Source organism: Azospira sp. I09 (assembly GCF_009177135.1).
GTDB lineage: Bacteria > Pseudomonadota > Gammaproteobacteria > Burkholderiales > Rhodocyclaceae > Azospira > Azospira oryzae.
Genome location: NZ_AP021844.1, coordinates 2,441,181 through 2,457,646, shown reverse-complemented (window position 1 = coordinate 2,457,646; position 16,466 = coordinate 2,441,181). Strand labels below are relative to the sequence as shown.

General features: G+C 65.9%; 19 protein-coding genes. 13 read left to right on the top strand and 6 right to left on the bottom strand.

Annotated elements, in window-relative coordinates; genetic code table 11:
* Positions 1–16 precede the first annotated feature (16 nt).
* From lptB to AZSP09_RS11470, 10 genes are all read left to right on the top strand, one after another.
* Positions 17–763: an LPS export ABC transporter ATP-binding protein gene (gene lptB, locus AZSP09_RS11515; RefSeq protein ID WP_014235815.1), complete on the top strand. Its 747-nt coding sequence runs from the start codon at positions 17–19 to the stop codon at positions 761–763.
* 66 nt (positions 764–829) lie between these two features.
* Complete coding sequence (locus AZSP09_RS11510; RefSeq protein ID WP_152090117.1) at positions 830–2,308, top strand: RNA polymerase factor sigma-54; 1,479 nt, start codon at positions 830–832, stop codon at positions 2,306–2,308.
* 14 nt (positions 2,309–2,322) lie between these two features.
* Positions 2,323–2,643, top strand: a complete 321-nt coding sequence (gene hpf / locus AZSP09_RS11505; RefSeq protein ID WP_014235813.1) for a ribosome hibernation-promoting factor, HPF/YfiA family — start codon at positions 2,323–2,325, stop codon at positions 2,641–2,643.
* Between the two features lie 155 nt (positions 2,644–2,798).
* Positions 2,799–3,284, top strand: coding sequence for a PTS IIA-like nitrogen regulatory protein PtsN (gene ptsN, locus AZSP09_RS11500; RefSeq protein ID WP_014235812.1), 486 nt, complete (start codon positions 2,799–2,801; stop codon positions 3,282–3,284).
* On the top strand, positions 3,253–4,188 hold the full coding sequence (gene hprK, locus AZSP09_RS11495) for an HPr(Ser) kinase/phosphatase (RefSeq protein WP_014235811.1): 936 nt from the start codon (positions 3,253–3,255) through the stop codon (positions 4,186–4,188). The genes ptsN and hprK overlap by 32 nt, the downstream gene beginning before the upstream one ends.
* Positions 4,189–4,233: 45 nt before the next feature.
* On the top strand, positions 4,234–4,548 hold the full coding sequence (locus AZSP09_RS11490; protein ID WP_152090116.1) for a PsiF family protein: 315 nt from the start codon (positions 4,234–4,236) through the stop codon (positions 4,546–4,548).
* A 124-nt stretch (positions 4,549–4,672) separates the two neighbouring features.
* Positions 4,673–5,344, top strand: coding sequence for a hypothetical protein (locus AZSP09_RS11485; RefSeq protein ID WP_130459699.1), 672 nt, complete (start codon positions 4,673–4,675; stop codon positions 5,342–5,344).
* A 16-nt stretch (positions 5,345–5,360) separates the two neighbouring features.
* Entirely contained in the window at positions 5,361–6,176 is an 816-nt protein-coding gene (locus tag AZSP09_RS11480; RefSeq protein WP_152090115.1) for a hypothetical protein, read from the top strand.
* A gap of 62 nt (positions 6,177–6,238) precedes the next feature.
* Entirely contained in the window at positions 6,239–7,048 is an 810-nt protein-coding gene (locus AZSP09_RS11475) for a hypothetical protein (RefSeq protein WP_197739011.1), read from the top strand.
* Positions 7,049–7,064: 16 nt separating this feature from the next.
* Entirely contained in the window at positions 7,065–9,401 is a 2,337-nt protein-coding gene (locus AZSP09_RS11470) for a serine/threonine-protein kinase (protein WP_152090114.1), read from the top strand.
* A gap of 79 nt (positions 9,402–9,480) precedes the next feature.
* Here the strand turns inward: AZSP09_RS11470 and AZSP09_RS11465 are convergent, their stop codons facing one another.
* The 3 genes from AZSP09_RS11465 to AZSP09_RS11455 all read right to left on the bottom strand — a co-directional run bounded on the left by AZSP09_RS11465 (position 9,481) and on the right by AZSP09_RS11455 (position 12,180).
* Positions 9,481–10,383, bottom strand: coding sequence for an adenylate/guanylate cyclase domain-containing protein (locus tag AZSP09_RS11465; protein ID WP_014235806.1), 903 nt, complete (start codon positions 10,381–10,383; stop codon positions 9,481–9,483).
* A 120-nt stretch (positions 10,384–10,503) separates the two neighbouring features.
* Complete coding sequence (ttcA, locus tag AZSP09_RS11460; RefSeq protein WP_014235805.1) at positions 10,504–11,403, bottom strand: tRNA 2-thiocytidine(32) synthetase TtcA; 900 nt, start codon at positions 11,401–11,403, stop codon at positions 10,504–10,506.
* 21 nt (positions 11,404–11,424) lie between these two features.
* Entirely contained in the window at positions 11,425–12,180 is a 756-nt protein-coding gene (locus AZSP09_RS11455) for a pteridine reductase (protein WP_152090113.1), read from the bottom strand.
* A 90-nt stretch (positions 12,181–12,270) separates the two neighbouring features.
* On the opposite strand from AZSP09_RS11455, the gene AZSP09_RS11450 reads away from it, so the two are divergent.
* Positions 12,271–13,428: a class I SAM-dependent methyltransferase gene (locus AZSP09_RS11450; protein WP_152090112.1), complete on the top strand. Its 1,158-nt coding sequence runs from the start codon at positions 12,271–12,273 to the stop codon at positions 13,426–13,428.
* Between the two features lie 82 nt (positions 13,429–13,510).
* Entirely contained in the window at positions 13,511–14,377 is an 867-nt protein-coding gene (locus AZSP09_RS11445) for a type IV pili methyl-accepting chemotaxis transducer N-terminal domain-containing protein (protein ID WP_152090111.1), read from the top strand.
* 17 nt (positions 14,378–14,394) lie between these two features.
* Here the strand turns inward: AZSP09_RS11445 and AZSP09_RS11440 are convergent, their stop codons facing one another.
* On the bottom strand, positions 14,395–14,592 hold the full coding sequence (locus AZSP09_RS11440) for a hypothetical protein (protein WP_152090110.1): 198 nt from the start codon (positions 14,590–14,592) through the stop codon (positions 14,395–14,397).
* A gap of 162 nt (positions 14,593–14,754) precedes the next feature.
* On the opposite strand from AZSP09_RS11440, the gene AZSP09_RS11435 reads away from it, so the two are divergent.
* Positions 14,755–14,949 carry a YjfB family protein gene (locus tag AZSP09_RS11435; protein WP_014235800.1) on the top strand — a complete coding sequence of 65 codons (195 nt, stop codon included), beginning with the start codon at positions 14,755–14,757 and terminating at the stop codon, positions 14,947–14,949.
* A gap of 72 nt (positions 14,950–15,021) precedes the next feature.
* Here the strand turns inward: AZSP09_RS11435 and AZSP09_RS11430 are convergent, their stop codons facing one another.
* Complete coding sequence (locus AZSP09_RS11430; protein ID WP_152090109.1) at positions 15,022–15,834, bottom strand: alpha/beta hydrolase; 813 nt, start codon at positions 15,832–15,834, stop codon at positions 15,022–15,024.
* The gene (locus AZSP09_RS11425) at positions 15,834–16,451 is read right to left on the bottom strand and encodes a glutathione S-transferase family protein (RefSeq protein ID WP_152090108.1); all 618 of its coding nucleotides are present in this window, start codon (positions 16,449–16,451) and stop codon (positions 15,834–15,836) included. The genes AZSP09_RS11430 and AZSP09_RS11425 overlap by 1 nt, the downstream gene beginning before the upstream one ends.
* Between the last annotated feature and the right edge of the window lie 15 nt (positions 16,452–16,466).

Below are 16,466 nucleotides of genomic sequence, written 5' to 3'. Positions count from 1 at the left end.
TAGAATCTGATAGCCCATGTCCGAGCAGAACCCCGACCTCATCGCCAAGCTTTCCGCCAACAACCTGAAAAAGCGCTACAAGTCCCGCACCGTGGTGCATGACGTGTCCTTCGAGGTGGGCAGCGGTGAGGTGGTCGGCCTGCTGGGCCCCAACGGTGCCGGCAAGACCACCTGTTTCTACATGATCGTCGGCCTGGTGCCCTCCGACGGCGGCTCCATCCAGCTGCAAAATCAGGAAGTGACCCACTTCCCCATCCACAAGCGGGCCCATCTGGGCATTTCCTACCTGCCCCAGGAGGCCTCCGTCTTCCGCAAGCTCAACGTGGAGGAGAACATCCGCGCCGTGCTGGAACTGCAGAAGCTACCCAAGCACGAGATCGACCTGCGCCTGGAGGAGCTGCTGGAAGAGCTGCACATCGGCCACATCCGCGCTTCCAATGCCGCCGCCCTGTCCGGTGGCGAGCGCCGCCGGGTGGAAATCGCCCGGGCCCTGGCCACCTCTCCCCGTTTCATCCTGCTGGATGAGCCCTTCGCCGGCGTGGACCCCATCGCCGTGCTGGAAATCCAGAAGATCATCCGTTTCCTCAAGGACCGCAGCATCGGCGTGCTCATCACCGACCACAACGTGCGTGAGACCCTGGGCATCTGCGACCGGGCCTACATCATCAATGAGGGACGGGTGCTGGCGTCTGGCCGCCCGGATGAGATCGTTTATAATGAAGACGTCCGAAAAGTATATCTGGGCGAGAGCTTCCGTCTCTGACGAGCCCAGTCTCCGAGTCTTTCCCTCAACCCGCTCATTGCCGCCGGCCCCTTCGGCCCCGGGTCCATGAAACCAACCCTCCAACTCAAACTCTCGCAGCACTTGGCCCTGACGCCACAGCTGCAGCAGTCCATCCGGCTGCTGCAACTGTCGACGCTTGAGCTGGAGCAGGAGTTGGAGAAGTATCTGCTGGAAAACCCCCTGCTGGAGCGGGAGGACGAGAACTACGAGCCCTCCTACAGCGGGAGCGAAGGCGAATACGCCGGCAGTACGGCCGAGTCCGCTGCCGAAGGCCCGCGGGAAGGCGATAGCGGCGAATCCGGTGAAGGCGCCGACAGTCACGGCCCCGAAGAAGTCCGGGACGACAGCCGGGACCGCCTGGGTGAGGGCGAGGACTGGTTTGCCGAAGGCAGCTACCCTTCCGCCTCCCGCGACGAGGACGAGGATTCCGACTTCCAGGAAGTGCAGGCCGCCAACACCTCCCTGCGCGACCACCTCAACTGGCAGCTGGGCCTGATGCAGCTCTCCGAGCGGGACCGGCAGCTGGTCAGCTTCCTGATCGAGGCGCTGGACGAGGACGGCTACCTGACCCAGCCCCTGGAGGAGCTGCAGGAAGCCCTGCCGGAAGAGCTGGAAATCGATCTGGACGACCTGCAGATCGCCCTGCGCCACCTGCAGCACCTGGACCCGACCGGTGTCGGTGCCCGCACTCCGGGCGAATGCCTGGCCCTGCAGCTGGAAGCCCTGCCGGCCGACGAGGTGCGGGACCAGGCCCTGAAGCTGGTGCGCCATCACCTGGAACTGCTGGCCGGCCGGGACTTCACCAAGCTGAAGAAGCTGCTGGGCTGCGACGACGAGCGCCTGCGCGCCGTCACCAACCTGGTGAAGAGCCTCAACCCCCGGCCCGGCGCCCAGTACGCGCCCCTGGATGCCCGCTACATCACCCCGGACGTGGTGGTGAAGAAGGTGCGCAACCAGTGGACCGCCAGCATCAATCCGGACGCCTACCCGCGCCTGCGCATCAACCGGCTCTACGCCGAGATCCTCTCCAAGCAGCGCGGCTCCAGCCTCTCCGGCCAGCTGCAGGAGGCCCGCTGGCTGATCAAGAACGTGCAGCAGCGTTTCGACACCATCCTGCGCGTGTCCCAGGCCATCCTGGACCGCCAGCGCCAGTTCTTCGAACACGGCGAGGTGGCCATGCGTCCCCTGGTACTGCGGGAAATCGCCGAAACCCTGGGCCTGCACGAATCCACCGTCTCCCGGGTGACCACCCAGAAGTACATGGCCACCCCCCGGGGCATTTTCGAACTCAAGTATTTCTTCGGCAGCCACGTGGCCACGGATACGGGGGGCGCCTGTTCGGCCACCGCCATCCGGGCCCTGATCAAGCAGCTGGTGGCGGCCGAAGACCCCAAAAAACCCCTTTCGGACAGTCAAATATCCGAAATTCTTGGCCAACAAGGCATTGTTGTGGCGCGTCGAACCATTGCAAAATACAGAGAAGCGCTCAACATTTCGCCGGCCAACCTACGCAAGTCCATCTAAAAAAGGAGCGAGCCATGAACCTGCACATCACCGGACATCACCTGGAAGTCACCCCGGCGATCCGCGACTACGTCACTGCCAAGCTGGAGCGGGTTACGCGTCACTTCGACAGCGTCATCGACGTCAACGTCATCCTCACCGTGGAAAAGCTGAAGCAGAAGGCTGAAGTCACCGTGCGCGTGCCCGGCAAGGACATCCACGTGGATGCCGAGGATGCCGACCTGTATGCCGCCGTGGACACCCTGATCGACAAGCTGGACCGCCAAGTGCAGAAGTACAAGCAGAAGGCCCAGGATCACCACCGCGACACCATCAAGAATCACATCGAAGAGTGATCTGATTCCCTCTCCGGGACTGGGACGAAAGGCATAGGCGGCGGGGTCGTTTTCCGTTATGATCCCGCCACTTTTCGCCTGGTATCCTGCCTGAATCCCAGTCTCCAACCGGCCCTGCCGCCGCCATCCCGCTGTTCGGGGAAGGTTCCCGCCCCATGGATCTGATTGCCAAACTCCTCCCTCCCGCCCACATCCTGCTGGACCTCGAAGCCAGCAGCAAGAAGCGGGCATTCGAGCAGGCCGGACTGCTGTTCGAGAACAACCTGGGCATCGCCCGGGCCACGGTTTTCGACAGCCTCTTCGCCCGGGAAAAACTCGGTTCCACCGGCCTGGGCCAGGGGGTTGCCATTCCCCACGGCCGCATCAAGGGGCTCAAGGAAGCCGCCGGCGCCTTCATGCGCCTGTCCGCCCCGGTGCCTTTCGATTCCCCCGACGGCAAGCCCGTCGGCCTGATGTTCGTGCTGCTGGTGCCGGAACAGGCCACCGAGCAGCATCTGCAGATTCTTTCCGAGCTGGCCCAGCGTTTCTCCGACCGGGCCTTCCGCGAGGCCCTGGGCGCCTGCGACAACACCGACGACGCCCACCGCCTGTTCACCGACTGGGGGAACCATGCGGCAAATCTCCATCAGCCAGCTGTTTGAGGACCACCAGGACAAGCTGTCCCTGACCTGGGTCGCGGCCCAGGGTGCCGAACGCTCCATCGAGATCCGGGAGCGGGGCAACTACGGCGCCGACGTGGTCGGCCACCTCAACCTGATCCACCCGGAACGCCTGCAGGTCATCGGCGCCGCCGAGTACCAGTGGCTGAGCCGGGTCAATCCTGAGCGCCTCAAGGCGCAGATGAACGAAATCTTCGCCGCCCAGCCCCCCGCCGTCATCGTCGCCGAGGGCCTGGAAGTGCTGCCGGCCGTGCTGGAGGGCTGCGAGAGCACCGGCACGCCCCTGTTCACCACCGCCAAACCCTGCTCGGCCGTGATCGACCTGCTGCGCATCTACCTCTCCCGCCGCCTGGCGGACACGGTGTCGGTGCATGGCGTCTTCATGGACGTGCTGGGCATGGGCGTCCTCATCACCGGCGATTCCGGCGTCGGCAAGTCCGAACTGGCCCTGGAACTGATTTCCCGGGGCCACGGCCTGGTCGCCGACGACGTGGTGGAACTGGCCCGCATCGCTCCCGCCACCATCGAGGGCCGTTGCCCGGGCATGCTGCGGGACTTCCTCGAAGTGCGGGGCCTGGGCCTGCTCAATATCCGCACCATCTTCGGCGAGACCGCCTCCCGGCGGAAAATGAAGCTCAAGCTGATCGTGCACCTGCAGAAGCCGGTGGCCGGGGTGGATGCGCCGCGCCTGCCCCTGGATGCCCAGACCCAGGAGATCCTCGGCGTGGCCGTGCGCAAGGTGGTCATTCCGGTGGCCGCCGGGCGTAACCTGGCGGTGCTGCTGGAGGCGGCGGTGCGCAACAGCATCCTGCAGCTGCGCGGCATCGACAACATGCAGGAATTCATCACCCGGCAGCAGAAGCTGCTGCTTGACGACGATATTTGACGAACGCATAGTGGTAAGCCCTGCCTGACCACTGACGGAGACACCATGAAAAAGATGCTGCTAGCCCTGTTTTCCCTGGCCTGTATCGGCCTGGCTCCCGTTGCCGGCGCCGCCGACGCGGCCAAAGCGCCGACGCCCCAGCAGGAGCGCATGAAGAACTGCAACAAGGAAGCCGGCGAGAAGGGCCTCAAGGGCGACGAGCGCAAGGGCTTCATGAAGACCTGCCTCTCCGGCAAGACCGCCGATGCTCCCGCCGCCAATGCGGAGTGCCAGTCCAAGGCCGCGGAGAAGAAGCTGGCCGGTGCCGCCAAGGCCTCCTTCATCAAGAAGTGCGAAGCCGACAGCCAGGCTGCCAAGTAAGCCCGGGGCGGACTTCCCGCAAAAATGCCAGCCGATTGAAGGCTGGCATTTTTTTTGACAGAATGGCCTGCCCCATTCCACCTGCCCCGGCGTTGATGCCGGGGACTTTCCCTGGAGCCCCGAGATGAAGCCTGCCCCCCTGCGTGCCGCTTCCCGCCTGCTCTGCTGCGGCCTGCTGCTGGCGGCAACCGGCGGCGCCCGGGCCTTCAGTTTTGCCGAGGACGAGAAGCAGGGTGCTGCCGAGGAGGAGGGCCGCCGCGGCCGCATCGCCCAGCATCTGGCCGTTCCCTGCAAGGCGGCATTGCGCAACCAGGGCATCCTGGTGGCCCTGGCCGACCAGACGGCCGACGGCTACCAGCTGCAGGGCAGCAAATACGGCCGCCATGCCGCCGTGATCAACCAAAAGCTGAAGGCCCTGGGCCTGAAGACCTACACCGCCGAGGAGCAGCGGGCCCGCATCGCCCAGGCCGAGATGGAGGCCTATTTCCGCAACGACCCGGATGCGGCCCTGGCCGCTTCCAGCAAGCTGGGCGCCGCCTTCGTGCTCAAGGGCGGGGTTTCCACCCGCACCGCCTACAACCCGGTGGTGCGCCTGCCCGAGGTCTATGTGACCATGCATTTCACCCTGGCGGCGGCGGACGGCCGCACCATTTCCACCGCCACGGCCAAGGCCGAGTCCTATTCCGGCAGCGACACCGCCGGCATGGCCCTGGAGCTGGTCCATGAGCAGGCCGAGGAGGTCGTGGCCAAGCTCTACAACGATTACTGCCGGGCTGCCGGCAAACCAAAAAAATAAACCTACGGAGTCTTCCATGCGTCAGTACATCGCCCCCATTGCCCTGGCCCTGGCCTGCGCCGGTTCGGCCCATGCCCAGCCGGTTTTCGACAGCCCGTCGCCCACCGCCGGCAGCGACACCTCCAAGCAGGCCAACGAAATGGCCGACAAGGCCATGTACAAGCCGGTGGAGTACGCCAATGCGGCGAAGAGGGGCCCGGCCCTGGTGGTCATCCCGGGGGAGGTGAAGTCCAACAACGCCTCCTTCACCCAGAAGTACGGCCCCAACAACATCGCCGACTACGCCGAACTGGAACTGGGTAAGGCCAACTTCAAGATCCTCGAACGTTCCGACATGGGCCCCCTGCTCAACGAGTTCACCCTGGCCTACAACATGGGCGACCCCAGCGCCGCCCGCAAGCTGCTGCAGAAGGGCAAGTTCAAGACCACCAAGTACGTGGTCAAGTTCGACATCCTCAAGGCCGAGCAGGTGGCCCAGGCCCAGCAGGGCTTCGACGGCCGTGCCGTGGGCAAGCTGCTGGGCGTCTTCGGCGCCTTCTCCGGCTCCATGGGCGGGGCCCAGGCCGGGGCCGTCGGCGAGACGGTGGTCGGTTCGGTGCAGACCCAGGAAAACACCGGGGTGTGGATCATCGGCATGCGCTACAAGATCATCGACGCCAACACCACCGAACAGGTGGCCACCGGCTATACCGAAGAGAAAATGGAACTGGGAGCCAAGGGCTCGTCGGTGATGGGCGTTTCCTCCGGCGCCTCCGGCGGCCTCACCCTGGACAGCATGGTGCAGCGCCTGGTGCAGAAGAACGTCTGGGAAATCGACAGCAAGTACAAGTAACGCTGCCCTAGGGGCGCCGGCCCAAGGCCGGCCTATACGTACATAAAAACAGGGAGTCTTCCATGAGTGTGCAGCGCCTGCTTCTTCTTTCCTCTTTTGGCCTGGTTCTGGCCGCCTGCCAGACCAATCCGTCGAAGTGCGATCCCGACAACCCGTCGGCGACCTGCGGCAGTTCGACTTCCGATCAGGCCAATGCCATGGCCGACAAGGCAATGTACAAGCCGGTGGAATACGTCAATGCGGCGAAGAAGGGGCCCCAGATCGTTGTGATCCCCGGCGAAATCAAGAGCAACAATGCCAGCTTCACCCAGAAGTTCGGCCCCAACAACATCGCCGACTACGCCGAACTGGAACTGGGCAAGGCCAATTTCAAGGTGCTGGAGCGGGCCGACCTAGGTCCCCTGCTCAACGAGTTCACCCTGGCCTACACCATGGGTGATCCACCCAAGGCCCGGAAGATGCTGCAGAAGGGCAAATTCAAGACCACCAAATGGATTCTCAAGTTCGACATCCTCAAGGCGGAGCCGGTGGCCCAGGCCCAGCAGGGCTTTGACGGCCGGGCCATTGGTAACGTGGTGGCCATTGCCTCCAACAGCCGGGGCGGCGCCGTGGCCGGGGAGGTGGTGGGTTCCGTGAAAACCCAGGAAGCGACCGGGGTGTGGATTGTCGGCATGCGCTACAAGCTGATCAACGCCAACACCACCGAGCAGGTGGCAACCGGCTACACCGAGGAGAAAATGGAGCTGGGCTCCAAGGGCACTTCCGTCATGGGTTTTTCTTCCGGCCAGTCTGGCGGCCTGACCCTGGATTCCCTGGTGCAGCGCCTGGTGCAGAAGAACGTGTACGAGATCGACAGCAAGTACAAGAAGTAACCATCAAGGAGCTGCCATGGCTGAAGCAATGCCACAAAGGCTGGGCAAGTACGAGGTCCGCCGGGAGTTGGGGCGGGGGGCCATGGGGGTGGTCTATGAGGGCTTCGACCCGGGCATTGCCCGGCGGGTGGCCCTCAAGACCGTGCGCCGGGACCAGCTGGAGAAGGATGAGGCCCAGGAGCTGCTGAGCCGTTTCCAGCGCGAGGCCCAGGCCGCCGGGCGGCTCAACCATCCCAACATCGTCGCCATCTACGAGTATGGCGAGGATGGAGGCACCGCCTTCATCGCCATGGAGTATGTGGAAGGGCGGGAGCTGAAGGACTATTTCGACAAGTCCGAACGCTTTTCCCTCACCGAGATCGCCCGCCTCATGGGCGAGCTGCTCTCAGCCCTGGACCACGCCCACGGCAACGGCATCGTGCACCGGGACATCAAGCCGGCCAACATCTTCATCCTGCACAACGGCCAGGCCAAGGTGGGGGATTTCGGCATCGCCCGCATCGAATCCTCCAACCTGACCCAGGCCGGCTCCGTCCTCGGCACCCCGGCCTACATGTCGCCGGAGCAGTTCATGGGGCAGACGGTGGATGGCCGTTCCGACCTGTTCTCGGCCGGCGTTTTGCTCTACCAGTTTCTCACCGGGGAAAAGCCCTTCACCGGCCAGCTCACCACCATCATGCACAAGGTGTTGAAGGAGGACCCCATCGCCCCTTCCGAGCTCAACGTGCAGGTGCCGCGGCGCTTCGATGCGGTGGTGCGCAAGGCTCTGGCCAAGCGGCCGGAGCAGCGTTTCCAGAGCGCCCGGGAGTTCGCCGACGCCCTGCAGCAGGCCATGGCTGGCGGCCCCGAGGAGGAGGCGACCCTGGTGGCCGATGAGGTCACCCTGCTCTCTGCCGAGGCGGAGCGGACCCTGGTCTCCGGGGCGGCGGTGCCCGCCGCCGCCAGCGAGGCCACCCGGGTGGTGCCATCGCCAGCAGCCAGCAAGGACGCGCCTTCCAGCCATGGCATGGCCGGGACGTCCGTCCCGCCTGCCTCCCAGGCCGTTGCCAAATCCCGTCTGCCCTATGCCCTGGCGGCGGGGGCGGCGATCCTGGTGGCGGCCGGTGCCGGCTACCTGTACCTGGGCCGCGGCGGCGACGGATCGGGTTCCCCGGCAGCGTTGCCGGCGGCTTCGGTAGCGACGGCCGACAACGGCACCATCGTCATTTCCGCCGTGGGCGTGGCCGATCCCAGCGATTCCCGCCTGGCCGGCGATCCGGCCCTGCTGCAGGCCGCCCTGCGGGAGGATGCCCGTCGCCAGCTGGTGGAAAAGGCGGTGGCCCTCAACGTGCAGCCGGCCTCCCTCTCCCGCTACTACGATCTGCTGTCTGCTCGCCTGCTTTCCCGCAGCGGCGACTTCATCGAATCGGTGCTGCAGGAAGAGGCGCCACAGCAGGAGGCCGGCGGCCTGGCCACCCTGGGCACCCGGGCCGTGGTGCGGGTGCGGGAGGTGCAGAAATCCCTCAACCAGATGTCCTCCGAGGAACGAGTGGATTTCATCCGCAACAACGGCGACCCGAAAATCTCCGTCACCATCAATACCCGGGGCGAAGCCGGCGATGCCGTGCGTTCCCCCATCGCCGAGAACATCCTCAAGGAGCGGGTCCAGTCCTTCGGCTTCCGCACCTGGGGCGATGCCGCCAAGGGCCAGCCGGGGGCCGATTTCGCCATCGTCGGCGAGGCCCGCTTCAAGAAGCTTTCCGCCACCCTGCAGGCTTCCGGCCTGACCATCGAGAAGTACGTCATCACCTCGTGGACGGTGAAGTGCATCGACCAGGCCAGCGGCGAGGAAATCTACTTCAACACCACCCTGCCCCAGAACGGCAGTTGGGCCACGGAAGAGGCGGCCCTGAAGGATGTGGGCCGGCTGGTGGGGGAGGAGTTCTCCAAGAGCTTCTTCCTGCAGCACTTCCGTTTCGCCGGCCAGAAGGTCCGCTTCCGCTTCGGCGCCCTGCCCGACAAGGCCCTGCTGCCCAGGTTGCAGCAGGAAATGAACGGCCTGCGGGCGGTGCTGGGCACCCGTCTCGACGGCGAGGTGGTGGAGGCGGAGCTGGCCGGCAGCCTGCCGGCCACGGCGGAGCTGGCCCAGGCCGCCGTCCTTGCGCCCCTCAACCGCAAGCTGGGCCAGCCCTGCTTCAGCGTGGTATCCACCGCCGGCAGCGAGGTGACGGTGGGCCTGGACAGCCGTTGCAGCAGCGCTGCCGGTCTGGCCCGCCTCAACGAGGCGCCGCCGGCCGCCCTCTACGAAGCCACGCCCGGGCGCCGGGCGGAAGTGGTGAAAAACCCGGCCCTGCTGAAGAAGCTGGAAATCTGAAGACGCTCCTGGGGACAGGCCCAAAAGAAACGGCCGGCAGGCATGACGCCTCCGGCCGTTGGTTTTGGTTGGGGCCCGCTTACAGGTATTCGAACTGGGCCACTTCCATTTCGGTGCTGCCGCTGGCGGCGGTGTGGCCGAAGGCCACCAGGCCCTTGTTGCGCAGGACGATCTCCTCGCGCCGCAGGAACACTTCGGCCTCGCCTTCGAAGGCGACGAAGGTGCCGTTGGTGCTCTGGTCGATCAGCACGTACTTGTCGCGCCGGCGTTCGATCTTGGCGTGGCTGCGGGAGGCCTTGCGGTCCTCGATGACCACGTCGTTCTCGCCGCCGCGGCCGAAGGTCAGGGTGGAGGTCTTGTCATCCAGCAGATAGGCCTTGCCGTGGTGCCGCACGCAGAGGCGGGTCACGGTGCGCAGGGGCTGGGTGGGGTCGATGCTGGGAGCCTTCATGGTCAGCTCCTCGGTCTCCTGCCACAGCACCTCGACGATCTGCATTTCCTCGGCCTTGCCCTTCACCGGCAGCCGGTCCACATCCCGGGTCGAAGCCCGTAGCAACGGCGAGACGGTGGCCAGGCTCTGGGCGTTGGTGATGATCTGGCCGGCCTTGGCCAGCCCGGCCATGCGGGCGGCGGTGTTCACCGTGTCGCCGAAGAGGTCGTTGTTCTCCTCGATGGTGGGGCCGAAATGGAAACCCACCCGGATGTTGAGCTTGACCCCGGATACCGGCGGCAGGTCCAGGACCCGCTGCTGCATGTCCATGGCCGCCTGGAAGGCGGCGTCGGCGGTGGGGAAGGCCACCATCAGTTCGTCGCCGATGGTCTTGATGATGCGCCCCTGGTAACCCTCGACGGCCCGCTCCATGCGCTTGATGCAGCGATCGACGGCGTGCAGGGCTTCCGTGTCCCCCAGCTTCTCATAGAGCCGGGTGCTGCCGGAAATGTCGGCAAACAGTACCGCCAGTTCGGATTCGGTACTACTCATGCCATTACCCCCCTGAATGACTGCGACAGCATGACTCCAACTACCTGAACTGCACGTATTCTCTTCGTCATATTATTGATTTATGTTGATTTTCCCTGAACCGGCATCATAGCAAAGGGCTCAGGCCCCAGCCACTACGGGCAGCGGAAAATCGTCCCCGTCCAGGGGCCCCCGGGGCGCCAGCATGGGGGGCAGCTCCGGCGGATCGAACAGGGTGTCGCCCTCGGCCGCCGGGGTCAGGCCGGCCTTGAGGCCCTTGAAGTCGAATAGCTTGGTGTCCGCCAGGTGGGAGGGCACCACGTTCTGCAGGGCGCTGAAGACGGCCTCGGTGCGGCCGGGGAATTTCTGGTCCCACTCCTGCATCATCTCCCGGATTTTCTGCCGCTGCAGGTTGTCCTGGGAGCCGCACAGGTTGCAGGGGATGATGGGGAATTCCATGCCCCGGGAGTAGCGGGCGATGTCGCTCTCGGCGCAGTAGGCCAGGGGACGGATGACCACGTGGGCGCCGTCGTCGGTGACCAGCTTGGGCGGCATGGCCTTCAGCTTGCCGCCGAAAATCAGGTTGAGGAACAGGGTATGCACCATGTCGTCCCGGTGGTGGCCGAGGGCGATCTTGTTGGCGCCCAGCTCCTTGGCGGTGCGGTAGATGATGCCGCGGCGCAGGCGGGAACAGAGGGAACAGGTGGTCTTGCCCTCGGGAATCTTCTCCTTCACCACCGAGTAGGTGTCGGCCTCGATGATGCGGAAATCGACGCCGGTCTTCTCGAAGTAGGCCGGCAGCACCTCGGCCGGGAAGCCGGGCTGCTTCTGGTCCAGGTTCATGGCGATGAGGCGGAAGTTGATCGGCGCCTTGGCCTGGAGGATGCGCAGCAGGTGCAGCAGGGTATGGGAATCCTTGCCGCCGGAAACGCAGACCAGCACCGTGTCGCCTTCCTCAATCATGTTGTAGTCGGCGATGGCCTTGCCGGTTTCGCGCAGGAGCCATTTTTCAATGCGTTGCAGGGTGTTGGAGCGTTCCACGGGAGATTCCTGGTTACTTGATTACAGATGGGCCGTGCGGCCCCCGTCTACGTTGATCACCTGGCCGGTGATGTAAGGGCTGTCCACCAGCAGGAAGTGCACGGCCCGGGCGATGTCGGCCGGGCTGCCTTCCCGGCCCAGCAGGGTGTCGGCGACGATGGCCTGGCGGGCGGCGCTGTCGAAGTCGCTGCCCTCCGGCCACAGGATGGGGCCCGGCGCCACCGCATTGACCCGCACCACCGGTGCCAGCTCCGCCGCCAGGGCCCGGGTCAGTGTGAGCAGGGCGCCCTTGGCGGCGCAATACAGGGGGTAGCCCACCAGGGGCCGCTCGGCATGGACGTCGGTGATGTTCACCACGGCGCCGCCGCTGGCCCGGAGATGGGGCGCCGCCGCCTGGGTGAGGAACAGGGGGGCCTTGAAGTTGCTGCCCACCAGATCGTCCCAGGCTGCCTCGTCGATGCTGCCCAGGGGGGTACGGAAAAAGCTGGAAGCGTTATTGACCAGACCGTCCAGACGGCCGAATGCCGTCACCGACTGCTCCACCAGCCCGGGCAGAGCCGAGGTCTGTAGCAGGTCGGCCTGGATGCAGACGGCGGAGCCGTCCCGCTGGGCGTTCAGTTCGGCCGCCAGGCTGCGGGCCTCGGCCGCCGCCGAGCGGTAATGCAGCACCACATTGGCGCCGGCGGCATGCAGGCGCCGGGCAATGGCCGCGCCGACCCGCTTGGCGCCGCCGGTCACCAGAATCGCCTTGCCCTGCAAGTTGCCGTTGCTGTCCATGGACTGCCCTGAACGGATTTGGAAGTTTGCGAATTTTAGCGGATTGGCCCATCATCCCGCCCTCTTTTCGCCCCTTTTTCTTCTTCTTTCATGGCCTTGCCCCTGCCCGATGCCGACGCCCTGGCCCACAGCCAGCGACTGACCGATGCCCTCGCCGCCGAAATCGCCGGCCGTGGCGGCTGGATCGACTTCGCCCGGTTCATGGAGCTGGCGCTCTACGCGCCGGGGCTGGGCTATTACACGGCCGGGGCGCGCAAGTTCGGCGCCGACGGGGATTTCGTCACCGCTCCCGAACTGTCGCCCCTCTTCTCCCGCAGTCTGGCACCCCAGGCGGCCCAGATCATGGCGGCCAGCGGCCCCCACATCATCGAGGCCGGGGCCGGCACCGGCCGCTTGGCGGCCGACCTGCTGCTGGCCCTGGAGGCCCTGGACAGCCTGCCGGAGAGCTATGCCATCCTGGACCTGTCGCCGGACCTGCGCCAGCGCCAGGCGGCGACCCTGGAGCAGCGGGCGCCCCATCTGCTGCACCGGGTACAGTGGCTGGAGCGCCTGCCGCAGCGCTTCTCCGGCCTGGTGCTGGGCAACGAGGTGCTCGACGCCATGCCCGTGCATGCGGTGGCCTGGCGCGAGACCGGCATTTTTGAGCGGGGCGTCGCTATCGGCCCCGCAGGCTTTACCTGGGAAGAACGCCCCGCCGCCGGCGAACTGCTGGCCAGGGCCCAGTCCCTGGCGGCCGAATGCACCATTCCGCCGGCCGGCTACATGAGCGAGATCGGCCTGGCGGCGCCGGCCTGGGTGGCCTCCTGGGGGCCGATCCTGGAGCGGGGTGCCCTGCTGCTGCTGGACTACGGCTTTCCCCGGCAGGAGTTCTACCATCCCCAGCGGGGCGGCGGCACCCTGATGTGCCACTACCGCCACCATGCCCATCCGGACCCCTTCCACCTGCCGGGCCTAACCGACATCACCGCCCACGTGGATTTCACGGCAGCGGCCGAAGCCGGCTTCGCTGCGGGCCTGGAGGTGCTGGGTTACACCGCCCAGGGCCAGTTCCTCATGAATGCCGGCCTGCTGGACTGCCTGGCCAGCCTAGCGCCGGGCAGCAGCGACTACTTCAAGGCCGCAGCCATGGTGCAGAAGCTGGTGCAGCCCCATGAAATGGGTGAGCTGTTCAAGGTCATCGCCCTGGGCAAGGGCCTGGCCGAGCCTCTGCTCGGCTTCCAGCGCGGCGATCGCAGCCACACCCTGTAAGCGGCAGCGTCCCGGCCCTTCATATTCCTGCAACGCGGGGGGTGTTTACTGACGGCCCCTAGATGTTTTCGGGAATGCCGCCATGCCTCCTGCCTTTTTCGCCGCCCTATTCCGCCCAGTTCGGGCGCCAGCACCGTTGCTGCGGCTGCTATTCCTTTTCGCCTTGCTGCTCTCCGGTGTCGTCCAGGCTGCCGGAGCCAGCGACCTGGTGGCCGTGGGCCAACTGCGGCTGCAGTCCCAGCGCGTGGCCAAGCTCTACCTGCAGGCCGGCCTGCAGATCCAGGCCGACAGCGCCCGCAATCAGTTGCAGAAAGCCACCCAGCAACTGGAGGCGGCCCTCGCCGAACTGGCTCCCTACAGCCGTCAGAGCCGCATGGCGCCGACCCTGCAGCGCACCCAGGCCCTCTGGGTGGAACTGCGGCAGGCTCTGAAATCTCCCTACACCACGCCGGCCCTGCAGCGGGTGCTGGCGGTCAGCGACGATCTGATGCTGGCCAGCGGCAAACTGAGTCTGCTGATCGAGGAGCAGAGCGAAGGCAATATGGGGCGCCTGCTGGACCTTTCCCAGCGGCAGAACATGCTGGCCCAGCGGCTGGCACGGCTGTATCTTATGGGCTACGCTGGTGACCGCAGCCAGGGGCGTCAGGTGGATGCGGAACAGGCCCGCCGTGAATTCAACACCGCCCTGGGAGAACTGGCCGGGGCCCGGGAAAACACTGCTGCCGTGCGCAATGCCCTGGAACTGGCCCGCACCCAATGGCTGTTCTTCGACCAGGCCCTGGTCGGCGGCGGCAGCGGCGCCGGTACGGATAGGCAGAGCCAGGCCCGCAACGTGGCCACCACCAGCGAGCGCATCGCCGAAGTGCTGGAGGAGGTCAGCCGCCAGTACGCCCAGGCCTACAACAGCACCCAGATGGCGGTGGCGCCGGGGGGTGCCCGCCGCAACTGAGGTGGTCCGGGCGGCGCCTATTCCTGGGCGGCGTAGAAGGCGTTGAGATAGAGGGCGGGGTCGATGCCCGGTTCACGCACCGGCACCGCCACCAGTTGCAACTGGGGCTCCAGGCGGGGCGGTTCGGTCCAGTTGGCGTTCAGCACGTCTTCGTCGTAATGGGCGGTGAGGTCGTCGCTGCAGCGGCCCGTGCTCATCTCCATGATGGTCAGCATGTTGCTCTCCTTCACCGTGAGGGGGCGCCCGTCGCCCCCTGTAAGAGGTGTAACGGAGCGCGGGGGGAAAAGGTTGAGCCGTTCCGAAATTTTTTTCCCGGGGTATCAAGAAAGCCGGATTTTGGTCGTAGAATGAAGCAGTAAATCCACGAGGAGAACGCCATGGACGTCAATGGCATCGCCAGTCTGGCCACCAGCTTTTCGGAAACCCAGACCAGCAACCAGATTCAAACCGCAGTCCTGAAGAAGGCACTGGATGCCCAGGCTTCCAGTGCGGCCCAGTTGATCCAGGCCCTGCCCCAGTCCACCGTCAATCTGCCCGACCATCTGGGCAAGAACGTGAACACCACGGCCTGATCTACCCGGCCCTGCCGTCGTAGATACCGAAACGCCCCGGCTTGCCGGGGCGTTTGCTTTTTGTGTCGCGTTTCAGAAACCCTGGCGCTGCAGCCAGGCCAGGAGCGACCTGGCCACCTTTTCCCAGTCCTGTTCCAGCATCAGCCCGTGGCCCATGCCGGGGAAAATTTCCGGGGTGATGCCGTAGGTGTCCCCGGTCATCTTCACCTGGGCCGCCGGCACCAGGGCATCCAGCTCGGCGCCGATGATCTGCAGGGGCGGCAGCCGCATGCGCATCAATTGGGGCAGGTTGAACAGGGACATGTCCCAGATGGCCCGCTGGGACTCCTTCTGCATGTGGCCGTAGTAGCGCAGCAGCCGTTCCGGCTCCACGTCCTGGGCGAACAGGGCCTGTTCCAGCACGTGGCTGGCCACCTGGCCGCCCCCCAGCAGGTGGTTGAGGTCCCCCAGCAGGTCCGGGCGGGAGAAGACCATCTGCAGGGAAGCCCCCACCAGGCCCTGGGGCGGCACCGAGCACATCAGCACGGCGCCCGGCACCTGGGCCTGCTCCAGGTACTTCTGCACCACGAAGCCGCCCATGGAGTGGCCGATCAGCACCGGCGCCTGTTCCAGTTCCGCCACCGCCCGGCGCACGTCCTCGACGTAATCCTGGATGCTCCACCAGTCGATGCTGTTGTGACCCCAGCTGCCGCCGTGGCCGCGCAGGGAAACGGCATGGGCGTCGTAGCCGGCGGCGGAGAAGAAGGGCAGGAAGTGCTCGTCCCAGCACCAGGCGCCGGCGAAGGCGCCATGGACGAAGAGCAGGGGCGTGGGCCGGGCCTTGGCCTTGCCTTGGGCCGGGCGGGAAATGACTTCGAGGACCTGGTCCTGGGCGCGGGTGTCCATCAGGCGGGTACCTCCATGCCGCGCCGCACGGCGGGCCGCTCGCCCACCAGGGCGGCCCAGCGGGCCACCTGGGGATAGTCCGCCAGGTCGATGCCCTGCCATTCGTGGCGGCTGACCCAGGGGTAGATGGCCATGTCGGCGATGGAATAATCGCCGGCGACGTAGGTCTGGCGTTGCAGCTGGCCCTCGAGGACGCCGTAGAGGCGGGCCGTTTCCGTGCGGAAGCGCTCGATGGCGTAGGGCACCGGAGCCGGGGCGAAGCGCAGGAAGTGGTGGGTCTGGCCGAAGATGGGGCCGATGCCGCCCATCTGGAACATCAGCCATTGCAGCACGGCATAGCGCTCCGGCCCGGCAGCGGGCAGGAAGCGGCCACACTTTTCCGCCAGGTAGATGAGGATGGCGCCGGATTCGAACAGGCTCAGGGGCTGGCCGCCGGGGCCCTCCCGGTCCACGATGGCGGGAATCTTGTTGTTGGGGTTGATGGCCAGGAAGTCCGGGGCAAACTGCTGCTCCCGGGTGATATCCACCGGCTGCACGGCGTAGGGCAGGCCGCACTCTTCGAGCATGATGGAGACCTTGCGGCCGTTGGGGGTGCCCCAGGTGTAGAGGGTGATCATGGCTTTCCTTGGTTC